The organism is Corynebacterium guaraldiae (assembly GCF_053480195.1).
Genome location: NZ_JBRBAU010000006.1, coordinates 39,243 through 58,146 on the forward strand (window position 1 = coordinate 39,243; position 18,904 = coordinate 58,146).

An 18,904-nucleotide genomic window follows, 5' to 3' on the forward strand; every position below is an offset into this window, starting at 1 on the left:
TGCCGTAGGAGCATGTGGTGGTCCACTGCGCTAGGTGTTTTCCCTAGCTAGGTGGTGGGTATTCTTTGCTTATGGATGTGAGTTCGTTATTCACCGTGCTAAGTGGTGTCACTGGGCTGGTCGGCGTTGGCTTGGCAGCTTGGTCCAAGTTGGATTCGAAGCGCGCTAACGAGATTGCCCAGCGAAGTGAGCAAAAGGCGGTGGAATCCCTCGCTGTCGCTAAGGAGTCCAACAGCATCGCGGTAGATGCGCGTGAGCTCGCAGAGGAAGCGAATGCGATAAGCAGCAGGGCCGAGGCTCGCGACACTGAAGTCAATAACGTGAGCTGGAAGGACGACTGGGTAGACCCGAGCACCTGCCGGCTCACCAACACGGGCCAAGATAAAGCCCTGAACGTCGTCGCCACGGTTGTCGTAGACGGGGAGCACCTCACGCACCCGACCGTCGACCTGGCCCCCGGCGAGGACATCCGCATCTCGCTGCCGGAACTTCTCGAAAAGCTCCGCCGCAACAAAGCGGAATTCGACGCCGAACAGCAGGCTTACCGAGCGCGACAAGCTAAACTCGCCGCCACCGGCCTCGGCCCCAGTTTCTCGGTAGGCATTGCCCCGATACATTTCCCGCTCAAGTTCGACGTCACCGTGACTATCCAGTGGCGCACTCCGCTCGGCAAGCAGCTCGAGCGCATCATTGAGCACCCGGACTGCGTAATGAGTCTCGTCTAAAGACAGCTCCCAAGGATTCGTGAACTCGTCCGAATCATTAGCAACTTTCACCTGCGTGGAGCACGTAGTTCCCTGCTCTCGTTCACGGCGAGCTAATACGGCCTCTGCCGTTTCCACATTCAGCACGATCTTTCGAGCGGTTTCCCCTGGCGTTGCCCCGACGGGGGCTTTCTTATTGTTAGTGCTCATTGTTTTCTAACTTCCAATCACTTCATGGGCCCGGCGCGCCTAAACGGCGACCGTCTTGACGATGCGCGAGCGGTGAACGCGGACGGATTCCTCAGTAACATCGAAGGCGTCAACGAACGGGACCGCGATTTTGGCAAGCACCGCGCCGATGAATCGGGGGCTCGCCTCGGCCTTCATGTTGAGCTGTCGGCTAACGGTTGAGGGGGTAACTCCGAGGATTTTGGCGAAGTTTGAGGCACCGCCGTTTTCCTTTATCTGAGCTTCGAGCCACTCTTGGTTCACTCGGACAGTGTTGATAGTTTCCACTTTTCACCTCCTAGTATGTGTTGCTACAACCATTGATTGCTCGAACACAACTGCACTTACACCGTTGGAAGTTTATGCGCAACTGTAAGTTGCATTGGCCCACTACTTGCACAATTGCGCGTGCGCAATTAGTGTTTACGTTATGGAAGAAACTCGCTGGTGGAAGTACGTAACTCAACTAATCGGGAATGACTCGTTCAAGGACGCGGCCGAGAAGGCCCGGTTCGACAAGTCGGCGTTCTCGCGATGGAAGAAAGGCGCCAAGGCCGACCCAGAGTTCGCTGTGAAACTCGCTCGGGCTTACGGCGCGAATGTGTTGGAAGCCCTCGTAGAGTCCGGCTTGATTTCCGAGGACGAGGCCAAGCTACGACAGGTAAGGGTCGGAGGTGTGCTTCTAACAGAAGCAAACGACCACCAATTGACCGATGAAGTCCTGCACCGATTGGTTCACGGCTCCGATGCTAAAGGGAATGTCCAGAGCAAGGTCTACGATTTGGACGACCGTGGCAAGGATGACCTAATCGACCGAATCAATGCTGGCCTCGAACCCGTAGCCGCCCAGGAGGCAACGGAGCCACTAGAGGAACACCAGCCCTAGAAAGGAATCCCCTATGTCCCCTATAGAGGAGCGCCTACACGACCTGCTAGCCCAGGCAGGTGTCGAGCTAGTAGAGACAGGCAAGCTCGACGCCAGGTACAACGCCTGTTACCACCAGGCCACCCGAACCATCATCGTGAGAACGGGGCTGGACCCTGCCACTCGCACGTGCGCCATCGGCCACGAGCTTGGCCACGCGGCCAACGGTGATGATTGCTCCACCGCGCGGGCCGAACGCCTCGCAGATGAATGGGCCGCACGGAAACTTATCGACGTCGACCTAGTCGAAGACGCCGCCGCAGACAACGGCGGAGCACCAAGCGCCATCGCCGCCGAGCTAGGAATTACCCCACGACTATTACGAATCTGGATGCAACTCTACGAAGCCGGCCGAATCCCAACCCACAGCCCATACAGCTGCATGATTCTCTAACCTCTCAGCAATCACAAGGAACCACCCATGAAGAAGCTATTCGCCTCCATCGCCACGGCCGCGCTACTCGTGGCCGGATGTTCAAACTCTGGCGACAGCACCCCGGCTACCTCCACGAGCGCGACCACCTCAACCTCGGCGGCCGCCACGTCCAGCACGTCGGCCACGCCGACCTCCACGAGCGCAGCAGCGACGAGCACGAAGGCACCCGAGTCGAACGCGCAAGCAACCACCGCAGCAGCCGACGAAGAACCCTACGTAGTCCAGTGCCTCGAAGGCACGCCAGGTCCCGCGCTGTGGTCCGATGGCACAACCGCCTACTCCGACTGGTGCTGGCAGCAGATGGGCGGCGCCGCAGCGGCCGAGGCCGAAGGAAATGCCGGCATCGACAGCGCGCCGACCTACGCCAACGAGGCCGAGATGTGCGCCGCGCACCCCGAGTACCCCGCCTGCAACGGCGGCGTCGATATCCCCATGACCAACACGCCCACCTACGACCCCAACAGCGGCGACGGGTACGGCCCAGACCAACAGTTGCCGCCGCTGTGCCAGCGATTCCCGTCTGAATACGGCCCCTGCTAGACCAAAGAAAAAGGAGTTGGAGACAATCATGACTAATCCCCCAGTCCAACGTGAAGAAGATGCTCTAGGCGAGTTTGTCGTCTACACGACGGAAGATGAGCGCACAGAAGTTCATCTCCGTCTTCGCGAGGGAACGGTCTGGATGACACAGGAAGAAATGGCATTGCTTTTCGATGTCAGTGTGGCCACAATCAGTAGACACCTCAGGAACATCTACGAAGAAGGTGAAATAACCAGGGACCGAACTCTTACAAAATTTGAAAGAGTTCAATCTGAGGGGGACCGCGACATAACTCGCCTTCTCAATCACTACAATCTCGATGCCATAATCGCGGTTGGCTACCGAGTCCGTGGACCACGAGGAATCCAATTCAGAACCTGGGCGACATCCGTACTCAAGGAATACCTAATCAAGGGCTTCGTCCTCAATGACGAAAAGCTCAAGGATCCTCGCGGGGCCGATTACTTCGACGAGTTACTTGAGCGAATCCGGGACATCCGGTCGTCCGAGCGGCGCTTTTATGCCGAAGTTCGGGAGCTTTTTTCGCTCGCCGAGGACTACGATCCCAAGTCCGAAAAATCAAAAACGTTCTTCGCAGCTATTCAAAATAAGTTGCATTACGCGATTACAGGTCTTACTGCCTCAGAAATCATTGCAACAAGATGCGACCCCCACGCAGACAACCTCGGACTTACATCCTTTAGAGGCAAAAAGGTACGCAAGGGCGACATTACTTCCGCCAAGAATTACCTGCTTCCAGATGAGCTGGAAAACTTGAACCTCCTAGTTAGCCAATTCCTCGACTACGCCGAAAGCCAGGCTAAGCGACGGAAAGTAGTTCGCCTTGCAGACTGGATGCAGAAAACAGATGACTTTATTGCATTCAATGAATACGAGCCTCTTCAAGACCGTGGACGAATCAGTATGACAGAGGCTAAGCGGCTCGCAGGCGAGCGGTACACAATCTACGACTCACGGCGACGTGCAAAAGAAAATGATGCGATCGAATCACAGATTATCGATGAGCTCAAACATATCGAGTCCCGAATTCTCAGAGACCGCGCACGTCTGCAACCTCGCACACTAGATCAATAAATTAGGCCCCTCCCCCGGCAAGTTTGGCGACAGACGGGAGAGAGGCCCCAGACAGGTGAACCGCTAAGCGATTCGCCCTGACAAGGAAGAAGTCTATCCCATGGCCTACATTGTGGACCTCTGGACAAAGAAGAACCCCGACAAAAGCCCCGGCGCGCCGAAGAAGGTGCCGAGTGCGCGGTGGGGCGTCGGCAAGCGTTGGCAGGTGCGCTGGCAAGAAGCCGGTGAGTGGACCTCGGAGTCGTTTGTGACCCAGGATGCCGCGGAGTTGCATCGCTCGCGGGTGGAGGTGGGCCAGGACGAAGGGACCTGGATCACCAAGGAGAAGAAGGCGATCACCTTCGAGGACCTGTGGGAGCCTTGGTACGCCTCGAAGGCCGGTATCTCCGAGAAGACGCGGCGCGACTACCTGTCGGTGTGGCAGACCCATGTGCGGCCGACGTGGGGCGGTGAGGCGTGTGCTTCGGTGCAGCGTTCGACGGTGACGGCGTGGATCGCGACGTTGGTGAATACCAAGACGGTCAAGGACGGCCAGGAGCCGCGGCTGCTCGGGGACGCGCAGAAGTACAAGGTGGGCGTGGTCATGCGTGGGCTCATGGACTTGGCCAAGGAGCGCGGCGCGGTGGCGTCGAATCCGTTGGAGAAGGCCGTGGCCAAGAAGCCGGGGCCGTCGGAGCGGCGCTACTTGAAAGTCCACGAGGTGGACGCGCTCATGGATGCGGCGCCGACGGATGCCGCGCGGCTGCTACTGCGGGTGCTCGTCATGACGGGCCTGCGGCCGGGCGAGGCGAAGGCGTTGAAGGTTAAGGACCTGGACTACGACCGCGCGCGCTTGATGATTCGCCGCGACGTGGACGACCTGGGGCGCCCGGACCAGACCAAGACGCGCAAGCACCGCGACGTGCCCATCGGTGGGTCGCTGCTGCGCGAGCTCATGGCCGCGGCCGAGGGCAAGGACCCCGAGGCGTGGCTGGTGCCCGACGAGCGTGGCCACGTGTGGACCACGTCACGCTGGAGGACCGTCTGGTTCAACATGCTGCAGTACACGGGAATCGAGGGGCTGGATACCTACGAGCTGCGGCACACCGCGGCGTCCCTGGCCATCGCCGCGGGCGCCGACGTGAAGACGGTCCAGCTCATGCTTGGCCACGCCTCGGCGGCTATGCCCCTGGATACCTACGCGCACCTGTGGGAGGAAGGCCTGGACGCGATTCCCGACGCCATCGAGTCGAAGATGGCCGCGGAGCGCGAGTCCAGGGCGATAAGCGAGCGGATGAAAGACGCCTCGGAGGCCGAGCGCCGGCGCTCGATGTTCCGCGTCGTGTAGCCCGGCGCGCCCACACATAAACCCCGCCAAGAAGTCAGCGACTTGGCGGGGTTTATGCGTGTGCGGATGATGTTGAGTCCTGGCGTTGGCCGCGGGCCCCATGGCTATGCGCGAACCATGTTTCCCTATTCCCTAGAAAGGATTGGACCTGCGGTCAACACCTGTAAATAACCCTACGGGTGACCGTGATGCCCCGTGATTATGGCGGCGATCAGCCGTTCACATGGCGATCACATTTCGTTCACACACAGAATTAACGCGAACCAATGACCTGCAACAACTCGCAACATGTGGGGAGTCCCCAGAAATACGAATAAACCCCCAGGCTCTAGCCTGGTTTTAATGGCTTAACCTGGGGGTTTAGTTTGTGCGCCCGGAGGGATTCGAACCCCCAACCTTCTGATCCGTAGTCAGATGCTCTATCCGTTGAGCTACGGGCGCAGTCCGTTGGTTTGCAGTGCTTGACGCCGGAGCGTTTGTGCTCTGCTGTGCAACGAGGAATAACTATACCCACACTCCAGAAAACTGACAAATCCCGATGTCAATGCATGTTTTCTACCCAAGAAATGGGCATAGCAATTCACCCCGTGTTCACCTTAAGGAGAGGCTAGACGAGGGTGGCCACTTCGGCGTCGGAAAGCACGGCGTCACGGAAAGCCTGCAGAGTGGACTCGTGGTCGAAGTCGACGCCAATGAGCACGAGCTCGGTGCCGGGAGTGACGCCATTGGCCGCCCACATGGAGGCCGGCATGATCTGCAGGTTGGGACCAGCCTGCTGCCAGGCGTGGGCCACGCGCAGATCGGTATCAATCCAGCAATAGCCCTTCGAACGCACGAGGCCGGTGCTAGCACGCAAGGCCTTGAGCAGGCGCTCGCGGTTGAAAGGACGGTCAGCGCGGAAGACCACCGAAGAAATGCCATATTCCTCGGTTTCGGGGGTGTGCGGGTTAGCCAGCTCCTCCGCGTAGCCATGGTAGGTCGCGGCGGTGGCGGCGTCGTAAAGGTGGGCGTCGAGAACCAACGCGGGATCAATGACACCGTTGGTCACCGGCACGACGCGGGCGCGGGGGTTCATGGCACGCACGGTGGCGATGACACGCTCGGTTTCGGAGGCCTCCACCAGGTCGGTCTTGGTGATGAGGATGAGATCGGCGAACTCGACTTGGTCCACGAGCAAATCGGCAATGGTCCGGTCGTCGCCGGGTGTGGCCTCAATATTCTCAGAAACCAAGCTGCAGCCGCGGCGCAATTGGAAAAGGAACGTAGAGGCGTCCACAAGGGAGACCATGGTGTCGATCGGGGCGACGTCGGCAAGCGTGGTGCCATCTTCAAACTCCCACTCGAAAGTGGCGGCAACAGGCATGGGCTCAGAGATGCCGGTGGACTCGATAACAATCTGGTCGAAGCGGCCGGAACGGGCCAGCTTGCCGACGGACTCGATAAGGTCCTCGCGCAACGTGCAACAAATGCAGCCGTTGGAGAGCTCGACGAAGCGGTCCTCACCGCGTTCAAGATGGCCCTCGCCGGCGACGAGGGCGGCATCGATGTTGACCTCGGAGAAGTCATTGACAACAACCGCCAGCTTGCGCCCCTCGCGGTTAGCAAGCAGGTGGTTGAGAAGGGTGGTCTTTCCGCTGCCTAAAAATCCGGACAGCACGGTAACGGGTGTAGCCATCCCATAATGATAACGTTTTTCATTATTGGAAGGTTACAGGACCAACCCAAAGACCGGAACGGCAAGGAGGTAAACGGTGATGGTGATGAGCACGCAGCCAATGAGGTTGAGGCCGATGCCGCCCTTGATCATGTCGCCGATCTTGACGTAGCCGGAGCCATAGGCGATAGCGTTCGGCGGGGTCGCCACCGGCAGCATGAAGGCACAGGTTGCGGCCAGCGCCACCGGGATGGTGAGCAACAGAACGTTGATGTCGCCATTCTGGGTCAGGCCGATACCCACGGCCACGCCGCCCATAATCGGCAGGAAGGTCGCAGCCGTTGCAGTGTTGGAGGTGATCTCCGTCAGGAAGAGCACAAGCAGGGCCACCGAAGCGATCAGCAGGATGGTCGGCAGACCACCCAGCCCCTTGGCCATCTCACCAATCCATAGGGACAGGCCGGACTTGTTGAACATCGAGGACAGAGACAGGCCGCCGCCGAAGAGCAGGAGAACATCCCACGGCATTTCATTTGCAGTCTTCCAGTCCAGAAGGCGCACACCGGTCTTTGCATCGGCCGGGATGATGAACAGCAGCAGGCCAGCAGCGATACCCACGATGGCGTCATCGTAGTTCGATTCCTTATCCACGAAGAACGGGATGATAACCCATGCCAAGGCCGCGCCCAGGAAGATGATGCCCGTCATGACCTGCGGGCCGGTCCATGGGCCAAGCTTTTCAATCTCGGAATCAATGAGCTCGCGGCCGCCTGGAATCTTGTCCATCTCCGGCTTGAACACGGTAATCAGCATGAACCAGGCAATGAACAGGAAGATGAATGCCAGCGGCATGCCCACCATCATCCACTTGCCAAAGCCGAGGACGATGCCGTGAGTTTCCTTCATGTAGCCCATCAGCAGGGTATTCGGCGGGGTGCCGATGAGGGTGCCGAGCGAGCCAATCGACGCCGCGTACGCAATACCCAGCATGAGCGCGGTGGCGAACTTCTTCTGGTTAGCCATGCCACCGACGGCGTCGGCAGTCAGCGAAAGCACGGAAATACCAATCGGCAGCATGACCACTGCGGTAGCGGTGTTGGACACCCACATGGACAAAAAGCCGGTGGCCAGCATGAAGCCGAGGATCAGCTGCTTGGGCGAGGTACCGACGACCTTGACCACGAATAGCGCCATGCGGCGGTGCAAGTTCCAGCGCTGCAGGGCCAGGGCGATGAGGAAGCCACCCATGAACAAGAAGATGGTGGATGAGGCATAGGGCGCGCCCACATCCTTAATGCTGCCCACACCGGCCAGCGGGAAGATGACCAGCGGCAAAAGCGCGGTGGCGGCCAGCGGGATGGCCTCCGTCATCCACCACACACCCATGAGAATGGTCACGGCCGCTACGGCGCGCAGCGCGCTCTGGGTGTATTCCGTGTCATCCTTAGCGCCAGGCGATTGCAGCACCGTATCGACGGCGTTGCTCGGGAAAATAAACCACACGAGAGCAGCCAAAACGAGCCCGAGGATAAGGCCAATAGCCATGCGACGCCATTCGCGCGTATCAACGCCGTGGTCGTCTTCGCCCTCCGTGTGCGATGTTGAGACGTGAGTTTGCGGGGTAGTCATCTGCCCCCTCCTTTTCCTGGTTAACCAGCCCCCCATTCAGCCGAGAGAGAGTTATTAGGATCGCCGAATGGGCCTACAACTTCAGGTTATCGAGGTCACAGACTGCCAACAAACACTTTCCGATCATTACCCCCGCTAGCGCCATAAAATCACCCCTGTTAGCAAACTCTATTGCAGAACAACTGCAAAGTTTGCTCACCAATCTGTGGGCACTCCCCGCCCAATTCCCCCTCCTCCACAGATCCCCAGACCTCGATCCCGCAACCTGCAGGTGGGCGTCGCCAAGCGCTTGCCGACGCCCCACCACCCACCAGGGAGTTTCGGGCTCGAGGTCTGGGGCTTTAGCGCTGCATACCGCTCGCCGCGCGCGATCCACGCCAATGCGCTAAAAGTAAGCCATGAACAACCTAGGCATCTTTCACTACATAGACACCCATATGGTCGATCTGCGCACGCTCACCAACGACGACCCCCGGTGGGGCAAAATTCACGCGAGGAAATTCCATAAGCTCGCGTGGTGCTATGTCATTCCCCTGCACCGATGGCTGCACTTGAAGCCCTGGGAGCGGGAGACCGCTGAGGTCTATGCCCATGCGCGTGCCGCACCGCGGGCAACCCTGTTGGGCAAGGCGGCTGCTCGTATCCACGGCATCCCTACGCTCACAACGCCGAGCGAGTATTTCGCGACAGTCCCCTCAAACTCCGTTCCCCAAAGGTCCAAGCGTCAGTACTTCCGCTACAAGCAAACGAAACTCAACAATCAAGTCACAGAAGTCCACGGCATTCGGGTCACTTCTCTCGCACGTACGGCGATTGACATCGCACGATTCGATGGGTTCCTCGAAGGACTCGTCGCCGCAGACTACGTAAGGTCACGACGGGTATCAAAGGACACCCTCAACTGGGTGCTCGGCGACATGGGCCGCGTGAAAGGAGTCGCGAATGCACGCCGGGCCGTGGAACATAGCGTCAACAGCTCCGAATCCCCCTGGGAGTCCTACGCGCGGGCTCTTATCCTCGACGCGGACCTTCCCGCGGTTCGCAGCCTGCGCGCCCAATACCGAGTCAATCAGTACTACGCCGACCTCGCGATCAATGACTGGCTCCTCATTGAGATCGACGGCAACGTGAAATACGAGAACGAGCTGGATGAGGTGATTCGGGCCGAGCACCAACGCCAAAAGGCACTCCTCAACCAGGGCTTTGTCGTCTTACGCTTCTCACCCCAAGAATTGCGCGAAGCTCCAGACGACTTCATTAACACCATCGCACGGCACTTAGCTGCTGGCCCTAGGAACCTCCGCTAGATCCCCAGACCTCGATCCCGCAACCTGCAGGTGGGCGCTGCCAAGCGCTTGCCGACGCCCCACCGCCCACCAGGGAGTTTCGGGATCGAGGTCTGGGGGTTTGCGGTTGTGGAAGTCTAAGCCGAGCTACCACAGCGCGAAGAAAGCAACCGCTCCGAGGAGCATCGTTCCCAGCGCAACGGCGGCAAGCGCCGGGGCCCCGGGCAGGGCGGGTGATTCGGCCCGGGCGAGGATCTCATCGGCGTCGCGAAGCTTGGCGGTAGCCAACCACAACACCACAGCCACCACTACTCCAACAATCACGGCGGCCCATGGCGCAACGGAACGCACGACGAGCAAACCCGCGATGAGGCCGGCTAGACCCGTGCGCTGCCAGGCTAAGCGGGTGCGCTCGGGTTGGAGGCCAGGATCAAAAAGCTCGCTCACGCTAGCAGCTCGCCCACCAGAATCATCAGGCCAATAAGGATCACCACGCCAACAATCAACGCCAACGCCGGGCTTGCCGGGAGCGGACGCGCATGGCGCATCGCGCGCTCGGAGGCACCCCAGTGAAACCACGCCACCGCCGGCAGGACGATGGCCACGATCAGCATGATGACGGAGACGACGCGAGTCAGCGTGGTGTTCAGCGGCAACTCGAAGGTCTCCAGCGCCACGCCACCGGCGATAAAGGCCAAGGACGTGCGGATCCAGGCCAAGAACGTGCGCTCATTAGCCATGCTGAAGCGCGGGTCGGGTTCCTCCCCTGTTCCATACACCGAGCCCGGGAAACGTGCCTTCGTCATAGGCGCCACTGTAGCGCCCCACGCCTCACTCCACAGTACGAGGCACCCCACGCGCGGCGCCTAGGACTGCGAGAAGGCCTCAAGATCTGCAGGACTACCGGCGACGACGATGAGGTCGCGGTGGGTGAGCTCGGTGCCGTCGTCAAGCGGGCGCCACTGGCCAGGCCCCTGACAGCGGGAGATGAGCTGGACGTTGTGCTCCTCCCACACCTGGTGGAGGTTGAGAGGGCCCTTGCTTATCGACGCCGGCGGGGTCATCGCCGTCACGCCATAATCGGTGGCGATCTCCGCGAAATCCTCAAAACGCCCGCCCAACAAGTGCGCCACGCGGCGGCCCGTATCGCGCTCTGGGCGAATCACGTGGTGCACTCCGAGTTGGCGCAGGATGCGGGCATGAGCATCTGAATCGGCCTTGGCCCAGATATCGCTCACCCCGAGCTCCACGAGGTTGGAGGCGGTAAGGATGGAATCCTCCAGATCCGAACCGATGGCCACGACCACGCGCTCTACCTCATCGACGCCGAGCTGGCGAAGGGCCTCGGCGTCGGTAGTATCGGCGGTCACCGCCTCGGTGAGGTACGCGGCGTGCTCGCGCACGTGCTTCTCCTCGGCATCGATGCCAAGAACCTCCACGCCATGCTCCATCAATTCACGGGCCAGGGAAGAACCGAACCGCCCCATGCCAATGACGACGACCGGCGGAATATTGATGGACGTCTTCTCGCGCCGCAGGGCGCTGAACATGTTAGCCAATGAACGGCCTTTCTTCTGGGTAGCGGTAGCGCAGGCTAATAGTCCGGGCGGCCAGTGCCGCCACGAAGGTGGTGGGGCCTACGCGGCCAACGTACATGATGAGGCACAGCATGAGCTGTGATGGTGCGGACAAACTTGCGGTAATACCCGTGGACAAACCCACGGTGGCGAAGGCAGACATGACTTCGAATGTGACCTGGTCCGCGGTGAACTCGGGGTCCCAGATGCGCAGCGTTGCCACGCCGAGGGCCACGACCACCATTCCGGCGGCCGTGAGCGCGAGGGCTTGGCGGAAGGTGGACAGCGGCAGGCGCCGGTGCCCGATGGAGGTGTCCTCCCGGCCCAAGAATTCCGAGATCATCGCGGCGCCCAGAACGCATGTGGTGGTGACCTTGATGCCGCCCGCAGTACCGGCGGAGCCACCGCCGATAAACATCAAGATGTCCGTCACCATCAACGTCAACGGGTGCGCCTCACCGTAATCAATAGCGTTAAAACCTGCCGTCCGGGGCGAAGCGCTCATGAAGAAGGCGTTGATGAGCTTCTGGCCCAACGGCATCCCGTTCAGCACACCGGAGCCCTCAGAGAGGAAGAAGACCACGGTGCCACTAAGCAACAAAAACGCTGTGGCGCCCAGCGTCATCCGGGCGGTCATGGACATGCGGTGAATGCGGGGCGTGCCGCCGCGCCAGCGCGTTAGCCGTGCGCGGGCCCGTCGCACGAACTCCGCCAGCATGGGATAACCCAAGCCACCGATGATCAGGGCGAAGGCAAGGGGAAGAAGAATCCAGCCATCAGCAGCGAAGGAGATAACGCTGTCTGAATAGGTACTAAACCCTGCGTTATTGAAGGCCGAAATGGCATGAAACACTCCTTCCCACGCTGCACGCCCAGGTGCTACACCATGCTCGGTGGCTAGGCGCACGCCGATGAACACGGCGACGATGGCCTCGCAGATCAGGGTCATGACCACGGTAAGCAAGAGCGCGCGGCGAATGCCGCCGGAGGCCACGGCGCGGCCTTCCGCAGCCATGGTCCGGCGGGCTTTGAAGCTGATACGGCCGGTCAACAGCATGCCCGACAGCGACGCCAAACTCATGATGCCAAGGCCGCCCAACTGGATAAGCGCGATGATGACCGCTTGGCCGAAGGAGGTCCAGTAGGTGCCGGTGTCCTCCACCACCAGACCCGTCAAAGAGACCGCCGAGGTCGCCGTAAACAGCGCCGGCAGGAACGGGGTCCACTGCGGAACATTGGCGGAAATCGGCAGCATCAGCAGCAGCGTTCCCACGAGGATGAGCAAGATAAAGCCCACGGCGGTGAGCCGAGCCGGGCCCAGGAAATGACCGCGTTTCACAGCGGTTCACACTACGCTTCGCGCCCTCTTAAATCACCCCCATTCCCTGTGAATTCGCCGGCAATTTTATAGTTATATCTTTTGTAATAACTGCCCGAAAGGTAGTTTCCCATTAGACAATCGAACGACAGATATTAGGAACGAATCGGCCCTTTACCCGGATACGAAAGCGAGGCCACCATGGATCATAAAGCGACCACACACACGGCGGACGGCGCTGAAGCTGCCAAACCAAGAATCGAATGGCCAACCATCAAGGCTATTCTCGCCGCATCCAGCGGCAACCTTGTGGAATGGTTTGATTTTTATATCTACGCCTTCTTCAGCGTCTATTTTGCAGACCAGTTCTTCAGCGGCACTGGTGAAACCGGTGCGCTCATGAAGTCTGCGGGCGTCTTCTTTGTCGGGTTCCTCATGCGCCCTATCGGCGGTTACATCTTCGGGCGCATCGCCGACCGCTATGGCCGCAAGCGCTCAATGCTGATCGCCATCATCATGATGTGCGCCGGCTCCCTCCTCTTTGCGGCCTTGCCCACCGCGGCGACCGTTGGCGCCTGGGCCCCAGTGCTGATGCTCATCGTGCGCTGCATCCAGGGACTCTCCGTGGGTGGTGAGTACGGAGCAACGGCCACTTACATGTCGGAGATTGCATCCTCCGGACGACGCGGCTTCTACTCCTCCTTCCAATACGTCACGCTCATCGGCGGACAGTTGCTGGCCAGCCTCCTCGCCGTCATCATGACCTCCACGCTGGGAGAAGAAGCAATCACAAATGGGTGGTGGCGCCTGCCTTTCGTAATTGGTGCACTCGCCGCTGTGGTGAGCCTCTGGCTGCGCAATGGCCTTGAAGAAACGACGTCGAGCACTGAACGCAGTGAGGAGGGCGCCGGAACCCTTCGCCAGCTCATGCAGCATCCTCGCTCGTTCTGGGTCGTCCTCGGTATTACCGCAATCGGCTCGCTGACCTTCTACACCTACACCACATACATGCAGAAGTTCCTCATCAATACGGGCGGCTTTGCCAAAGGCGACGTTGCCCGGACGATGACAGTATGCCTCTTCGTCTTTATGATCCTGCAACCGCTGACAGGCTTGCTTTCTGACAAGATCGGCCGCAAGAACACCATCCTCATTTTCGGTGTGGCATCCACCGTCGGCACCATCCCCGCCTTCATGCTGCTAGAAGCCCAATCCACTTTGATTGGCGCCGGCGCGGTCATCATCCTCATCTTCGTCTTCGAAAGCGGCTACACCTCTATCTCCGGAATTCTCAAAGCCGAGATGTTCCCCACCTACATCCGCGGTCTCGGCGTGGGATTCACCTATGCCGTGGGCAACTCGCTTTTCGGCGGTTCGGCCGAATACGTCGCTCTAGGGCTGAAGAACGCCGGCCACGCCAACGCCTTCCCCATTTATGTCACTGTCATGGCGGCGCTGGGTGTGGTTGCCATGCTCTTCCTGCACGACAGCCGCACTCACTCCACAATCGACAACCCCGAAAGCAGCGCCTACGCCAAGAAATAGGCGCTACATCAGCTTGGTCTTGTCCAAGGTCTCCACCCAGCCGTTGGTGAACTTCTCCAACGGCTTGTGGAAGACCACGCCCAGAACAAGCATCGGTACGGCAAAGAGCAGCAGGCACAGCAACGCCAGCCAGTAATCACCGTGGTAAGTGCCGGCGATGGCCGCGCGGAAAGCACGGATGGTATAGGTCGCCGGCAACCACGGGCTAATGTTCTGGAACCAGTCCGGGAGCACCTGCAAGGGGTAGGCACCGCCCGACGACGATACTTGGACCACCAGCATGAGCACCGCTAGGGCCTTGCCCGCGTTGGCGAAGGAGACCACGAAGGTGTAGCAAATCAGCATAAAGATGAGCGAGCTAACCCAGCCCGCCAACAGCATGAGAATCGGGTGCGCGGGCTCAATGCCCACGAAGAAGATGAGGCCTAGAATCAGCATCGTCGACTGCACGAGGCCAACCGCGGCGAACATTCCGAAGCGGCCGAAGAAGCGCTGCATCGGCGAATATGTATCCTTATCCACCACATCCGTGCGCACGCTCACCGCAGTCAGCAGCGCACCAACCCACAGCGCCAGCGCCGTGTACATCGGCGTCATGCCGGCGCCGAAGCTCTTGACCGGGTAGACCGCTTGCCTGTCGACGTCCACCGGCGCCGCAATCGCATGCGCCAAGGCATCCGGATCGGAACCGATGATGTCCGCCAACTTCTTCAAGTCACCGGACGCCGCAGCGGAGTCGATGTCTTTCTTCAGGTCAGCGAACTTGTTGGCCTTGTCCTGCAGACCGGAGGCGAGCTTCTGCACCGCATCCCGCGCGTCCGTCAAAGAAGAGGAATCAATGGTGACGGGGGCCTTCGCGGTATCCAGATCCGCGCTCACCTGGCCCAAGGAATCCTGCAACGCGCGCAGGGATTCACGCAGGCCAGAGGTGGAGATTCCCTCCACTGACTTCTTCGCATCATCGATGCTGGAGAGATCCGGCTTCGTGGGTTCGGGAGCGTTAGCGGTTGCTGTAAGGCGCGCGTGGAGAGTGCGCTGCGCGTCGATGGCCTCCTCGATACGGCTGAGCGCCTTCTCCTTATCCCCCGCAGGAAGCGGCAAGGCCTCGATGTGTCCGTGCAGGTTCTGGTACTGGGTAATCGTGCCTTCTACCTGGCCGGCTAAGGTATTGAGCGTGGCGACACGGTCGGCGCGGGAGGCGGAGGCGTCGTCGTAAAGCGCATCAATGCGTTGGCGTACCACGTCATAACTGGCGCTGGTGGCATCGAGGGATTGCTGCAGGGCGTCGGTGGAAACATTGAGTGAGGAAGACTGGATCTCCGGCAGCTCCAGGTCTGCCGAGTCCGCAATGCGCTGGGCGCTTTCCATGAGCGGAACCGCGGTATCCACCAGGCCCGCGAGGGAACGCGCGGTACGCGCGGCCATGTCCAGCTGGGTCTGCACACCATCCGCGCGCGCCTGCATCCGGTCCAACACAGCCTTGGTATCGCCCTGGCTCAAGAAGTCGGAGAGTGAGGTGACCAGATCGAAGGAGACGTCACCGACCGTCGTGGTGAAGGCCTCGGCCACCTGAGCCGACACGCCTTCTGCACCCTGACCAGTGATCTTCGGCGCCAGCGCATTCTTCTTCTCATTCGTATAGAAGGACAAGTCGGCGGGCTTGGATCCATCCGTGTAGAAGTTCATCATGTCGGTACTGAAATCTTCCGGCAGCACGATGGCTGCGTAATACTCACCGGACTTGGTACCTTCAATCGCCTCATCGGAAGTCGTCACAACCCAATCCAGCTGCTCGTTTGCACGTAGCTCATTGAGCACCTGGTCGCCGACGTTGATGGGCACCGGCAACAGATCGCTTTTATAGCCGGTGTCCTTGCTAGCCACCGCCACCTTGAGCTGGCTGGTGTTATCGAAGGGATCCCAGCTGGCCAGAACGTTAAACCAGGTGAACAGCATCGGGATAACGACGAGGCCCACGAGCATCACCGTGCTCATCACGTTGCGGCATGCGGTGCGCATGTCGTTGACGAAAAGATCGAGTGTTCCACGCATTAGTTATCCCCCTCCGTGGAGTCGGCCCCGATGCGAGCCGGATGTTTGATGTCATCCTCATCCAACGTCACCAGCTCTGCGGACTGCTTCAGACTGATGCGTAGGTAGTCCAGGGTGACCGCGGCGATAATGATGAGGAAGCACCATGCCGTCCAAATAGCCAGAAGCAGCGGCTTCTGGTCGGGCAAGAGACCCGAGACGACGATGAGGATCACCACTCCGATAACACCGGCGATGGCCACCAGCTTGAGCCAGTAGCCCCAGTCATGCGCGCGGCGGTCCAAATCTTTCTTCAGACCACTGCGGCTATCCAACGCCTGGATGACGTCCGCGATGCGGTAGCCGGAGCCGACAACCTGCACATTTTCATAGTCAAAGAGCTCGGTATCCCGCAGCTCGCGGTTAAAGATGACGTTGAAGTGCGCCAAAGCCTTACGCAGCAACAGGCCGAAGACGAAGAACAGAATGAACATGAAGGCAAGCACGCCCATGTTCTTGAAATAGTGGTTGCCGTAGAACCCACCGATGGTTTCACGCATGGCATCGATGCCGTACGTGAATGGCAGTAGTGGGTAGATGGTGTGGAAGAAGTTGGGCAACAGCTCAATCGGGTACAGGCCCGAAGCACCCGGAATCTGGATAATGACAAAGACCACGCAGAGGCCGCGGCCGAGGTGCCCCAGCGACGTCGACAACCCATAGATAATGCTCAAGTAGGCCAGCCCCACGAGCACGCCCGTCAGGATGAAGGCAGGCGCGTTCACGGTCTGCACGCCGATGAGCAGGTCACCGACGGTCACCGTGATGGCCTGGATGATGACCATCAAGGCCATGAGGAGGAAGCGGCCTAGGTAGGCCTGGCCCACCGTGACGCGGTGGAATCCTTCCTTATCCACCTCGACCCGGAAGATAACCATGAGGACAAAGGCGCCGATCCACAGGGAGAGGTTGGTAAACAGCGCCGCCATGGCGGAGCCGTAGCTGTCCACCGGGTACACGGTTTCGGTCTTCAGCTCGATGGGCTCGGCAAAGAACTTACCGATTTCTTCCGCATCCAGCCCGGTGACATCTTGAACGACTTTGGAGTTCATCGCAGCACGCAGCGAACCCACATCACCCTGCATAGCGCGCAAACTGTCCTGTAGGGCAAGGAGGTTGGCATCGAAATCGGACAAGGTGTCCTTCGTGGCCCGCAGCTGCTGGGCCACACCATCTAGGAGACCGTCTGCCTCCTGCATGGTGCCCTTCTGGGCTTCCAGGGTGGAGCTCAAAGCACTCGCCGTGGAGCTCAGGCTGCTCATGGCGCGGTTGATCTCCGGCACGGCCGTCGTCACGGTATCGCGCAGCGTTTGCGAGGTGGCCTTAGTATCGGCCGCTGCCTGGTTGATGGCCTCCGCACTAGCCTGCACATTGTCCGCCGCGGTCTGAGTATCCTTGCTCAGCGCGCTGAGGTTTCCCACCAACTGGCGGTTGGATTCATTACCCTCATCAAGGCGCTGGATCGCGTCATCAATTTCCTTGGCCACCTGCGGTGAGAGCGTTGCGGAATCGCGCAGGGCTTTAAGCTGCGCAATCGATTCTGCGCTCGCGTCAATGGCAGTGTTCGCTCGCTGCGTGGCGTAATCGAAACGGTCACCGGCCTGGTTCAGGCCAGCTGTGACATCCGCAATGGATTCCTGCGCCTGGGCGGTACCGTCCGCCACCGCACTTGCGCCACTGACGAAGGCACCTGTGGTCTGGTCGGTGAAGTCACCGATGCCCCCTTGGGCCTGCTCGACTAGGGAGGAGACCTCGGCGAGGGCTGTTTGGGCGTCGCCCAGCGCAGCACTCACATTGGCCACCGTAGACTTAGCTCCCAACGTGGAATCAGCAGCGGCGTCAAGCTTTCCCTGGATCCGCGCAAGGTTCTCGCGGTTGCCGTCAATCTCCTGCGCGGTCTCCCCGAACGCGGAGCTGGTGTTGTTCATCGCGCGCGTGATTTTTCGCTCGAAGTCGGTACCGGTGTCCTTAACGTTTTCCGCCGCAACCGTGGCCACCTGCTCCTTGAAGGCTGCCGTAATCTGCTTGTCCAGACCTTTGGCACCGGTATCCGTGATCTTCACGGCGATGGCGTTGTTCTTCTCGTTGACGCGGTAAACCAGCTGCGGCTGCGTGAACTTCCCGTCGAGCATGCTCACGAGGTTCTCGCTAAAGTCCTCCGGAATCGTCACCGAGGCATACACGTCTCCTTCTAAAAGGGCTTTCTCGGCTTCGTCGCGCTCGAGGAATTGCCAGCCTAGCTGGTCATTCTTTTTGAGTTTCTCAATGACCTCACTGCCGACATCTATCTTCCCCGTCAGCTCATTGTTAGCACCCTTATCCTCGTTGACCACGGCCACCTTGATGTTGTTGGTATGGCCATAAGGGTCACGAAAAGCCGCGATGTTCACCCATGAATACAACGCGGGGGTGATGACGAGCCCGATGAGAATGATCCACGCCCTGGGGACGCGGCCAAGCCTGGCTACATCTCTGATAAAAATCTTCCAACTTTGGCGCACTGAAGGCAGTGTACCCGTTGCACCTCCCTGTCTCTAACCAGCCAAAA

At 59.8% G+C, this 18,904-nt stretch carries 17 protein-coding genes and 1 tRNA gene; 8 read left to right on the forward strand and 10 right to left on the reverse strand.

Annotated features, from left to right (window positions below):
* Window positions 1-77: 77 nt before the first annotated feature.
* The gene (locus ACUY3D_RS05965) at window positions 78-725 is read left to right on the forward strand and encodes a hypothetical protein (RefSeq protein WP_141752608.1); all 648 of its coding nucleotides are present in this window, start codon (window positions 78-80) and stop codon (window positions 723-725) included.
* A 228-nt stretch (window positions 726-953) separates the two neighbouring features.
* Here ACUY3D_RS05965 and ACUY3D_RS05970 read toward each other — a convergent pair whose 3' ends face one another.
* Entirely contained in the window at window positions 954-1,220 is a 267-nt protein-coding gene (locus ACUY3D_RS05970; protein WP_070624652.1) for a helix-turn-helix domain-containing protein, read from the reverse strand.
* 142 nt (window positions 1,221-1,362) lie between these two features.
* On the opposite strand from ACUY3D_RS05970, the gene ACUY3D_RS05975 reads away from it, so the two are divergent.
* From ACUY3D_RS05975 to ACUY3D_RS05995, 5 genes are all read left to right on the forward strand, one after another.
* Complete coding sequence (locus ACUY3D_RS05975; protein WP_070624654.1) at window positions 1,363-1,818, forward strand: helix-turn-helix transcriptional regulator; 456 nt, start codon at window positions 1,363-1,365, stop codon at window positions 1,816-1,818.
* A gap of 13 nt (window positions 1,819-1,831) precedes the next feature.
* Complete coding sequence (locus ACUY3D_RS05980; protein ID WP_070624656.1) at window positions 1,832-2,251, forward strand: ImmA/IrrE family metallo-endopeptidase; 420 nt, start codon at window positions 1,832-1,834, stop codon at window positions 2,249-2,251.
* A 27-nt stretch (window positions 2,252-2,278) separates the two neighbouring features.
* Window positions 2,279-2,833, forward strand: a complete 555-nt coding sequence (locus ACUY3D_RS05985; protein WP_269948876.1) for a hypothetical protein — start codon at window positions 2,279-2,281, stop codon at window positions 2,831-2,833.
* A 28-nt stretch (window positions 2,834-2,861) separates the two neighbouring features.
* Entirely contained in the window at window positions 2,862-3,929 is a 1,068-nt protein-coding gene (locus tag ACUY3D_RS05990) for a RhuM family protein (protein WP_070624661.1), read from the forward strand.
* A 100-nt stretch (window positions 3,930-4,029) separates the two neighbouring features.
* Complete coding sequence (locus tag ACUY3D_RS05995; protein ID WP_269948875.1) at window positions 4,030-5,256, forward strand: tyrosine-type recombinase/integrase; 1,227 nt, start codon at window positions 4,030-4,032, stop codon at window positions 5,254-5,256.
* A gap of 368 nt (window positions 5,257-5,624) precedes the next feature.
* Here ACUY3D_RS05995 and ACUY3D_RS06000 read toward each other — a convergent pair.
* From ACUY3D_RS06000 to ACUY3D_RS06010, 3 genes are all read right to left on the reverse strand, one after another.
* Window positions 5,625-5,697: transfer RNA gene (locus ACUY3D_RS06000), tRNA-Arg, on the reverse strand.
* 166 nt (window positions 5,698-5,863) lie between these two features.
* Complete coding sequence (locus ACUY3D_RS06005; protein ID WP_269948980.1) at window positions 5,864-6,931, reverse strand: GTP-binding protein; 1,068 nt, start codon at window positions 6,929-6,931, stop codon at window positions 5,864-5,866.
* A 33-nt stretch (window positions 6,932-6,964) separates the two neighbouring features.
* Window positions 6,965-8,539 (reverse strand): SLC13 family permease, encoded by a 1,575-nt coding sequence (locus ACUY3D_RS06010; protein WP_269948981.1) that lies wholly within the window; start codon window positions 8,537-8,539, stop codon window positions 6,965-6,967.
* Between the two features lie 551 nt (window positions 8,540-9,090).
* Between ACUY3D_RS06010 and ACUY3D_RS06015 the strand changes: the two genes are divergently transcribed.
* Window positions 9,091-9,846, forward strand: coding sequence for a DUF559 domain-containing protein (locus ACUY3D_RS06015; RefSeq protein WP_269948982.1), 756 nt, complete (start codon window positions 9,091-9,093; stop codon window positions 9,844-9,846).
* A gap of 126 nt (window positions 9,847-9,972) precedes the next feature.
* Here ACUY3D_RS06015 and ACUY3D_RS06020 read toward each other — a convergent pair whose 3' ends face one another.
* Genes ACUY3D_RS06020 through ACUY3D_RS06035 form a run of 4 tightly spaced genes read right to left on the reverse strand, consistent with a single transcriptional unit; the run spans window position 9,973 to window position 12,741 of the window.
* On the reverse strand, window positions 9,973-10,272 hold the full coding sequence (locus tag ACUY3D_RS06020) for a DUF202 domain-containing protein (protein ID WP_269948983.1): 300 nt from the start codon (window positions 10,270-10,272) through the stop codon (window positions 9,973-9,975).
* A complete protein-coding gene (locus tag ACUY3D_RS06025) occupies window positions 10,269-10,631 on the reverse strand; it encodes a YidH family protein (RefSeq protein ID WP_070533393.1) in 363 nt (120 codons plus the stop codon). The genes ACUY3D_RS06020 and ACUY3D_RS06025 overlap by 4 nt, the downstream gene beginning before the upstream one ends.
* 60 nt (window positions 10,632-10,691) lie before the next feature.
* Window positions 10,692-11,375, reverse strand: a complete 684-nt coding sequence (locus ACUY3D_RS06030; RefSeq protein ID WP_269948984.1) for a potassium channel family protein — start codon at window positions 11,373-11,375, stop codon at window positions 10,692-10,694.
* A gap of 1 nt (window position 11,376) precedes the next feature.
* Window positions 11,377-12,741 carry a TrkH family potassium uptake protein gene (locus ACUY3D_RS06035; RefSeq protein WP_269948985.1) on the reverse strand — a complete coding sequence of 455 codons (1,365 nt, stop codon included), beginning with the start codon at window positions 12,739-12,741 and terminating at the stop codon, window positions 11,377-11,379.
* Between the two features lie 180 nt (window positions 12,742-12,921).
* Between ACUY3D_RS06035 and ACUY3D_RS06040 the strand changes: the two genes are divergently transcribed.
* Window positions 12,922-14,265 carry an MFS transporter gene (locus ACUY3D_RS06040; protein WP_154736227.1) on the forward strand — a complete coding sequence of 448 codons (1,344 nt, stop codon included), beginning with the start codon at window positions 12,922-12,924 and terminating at the stop codon, window positions 14,263-14,265.
* Window positions 14,266-14,268: 3 nt separating this feature from the next.
* On the opposite strand, the gene ACUY3D_RS06045 is transcribed toward ACUY3D_RS06040, so the two are convergent.
* Together ACUY3D_RS06045 and ACUY3D_RS06050 are read right to left on the reverse strand one after the other, a co-directional pair.
* The gene (locus ACUY3D_RS06045; protein ID WP_448240605.1) at window positions 14,269-16,317 is read right to left on the reverse strand and encodes a YhgE/Pip domain-containing protein; all 2,049 of its coding nucleotides are present in this window, start codon (window positions 16,315-16,317) and stop codon (window positions 14,269-14,271) included.
* Window positions 16,317-18,857, reverse strand: coding sequence for a YhgE/Pip domain-containing protein (locus ACUY3D_RS06050; RefSeq protein ID WP_070510739.1), 2,541 nt, complete (start codon window positions 18,855-18,857; stop codon window positions 16,317-16,319). The genes ACUY3D_RS06045 and ACUY3D_RS06050 overlap by 1 nt, the downstream gene beginning before the upstream one ends.
* Between the last annotated feature and the right edge of the window lie 47 nt (window positions 18,858-18,904).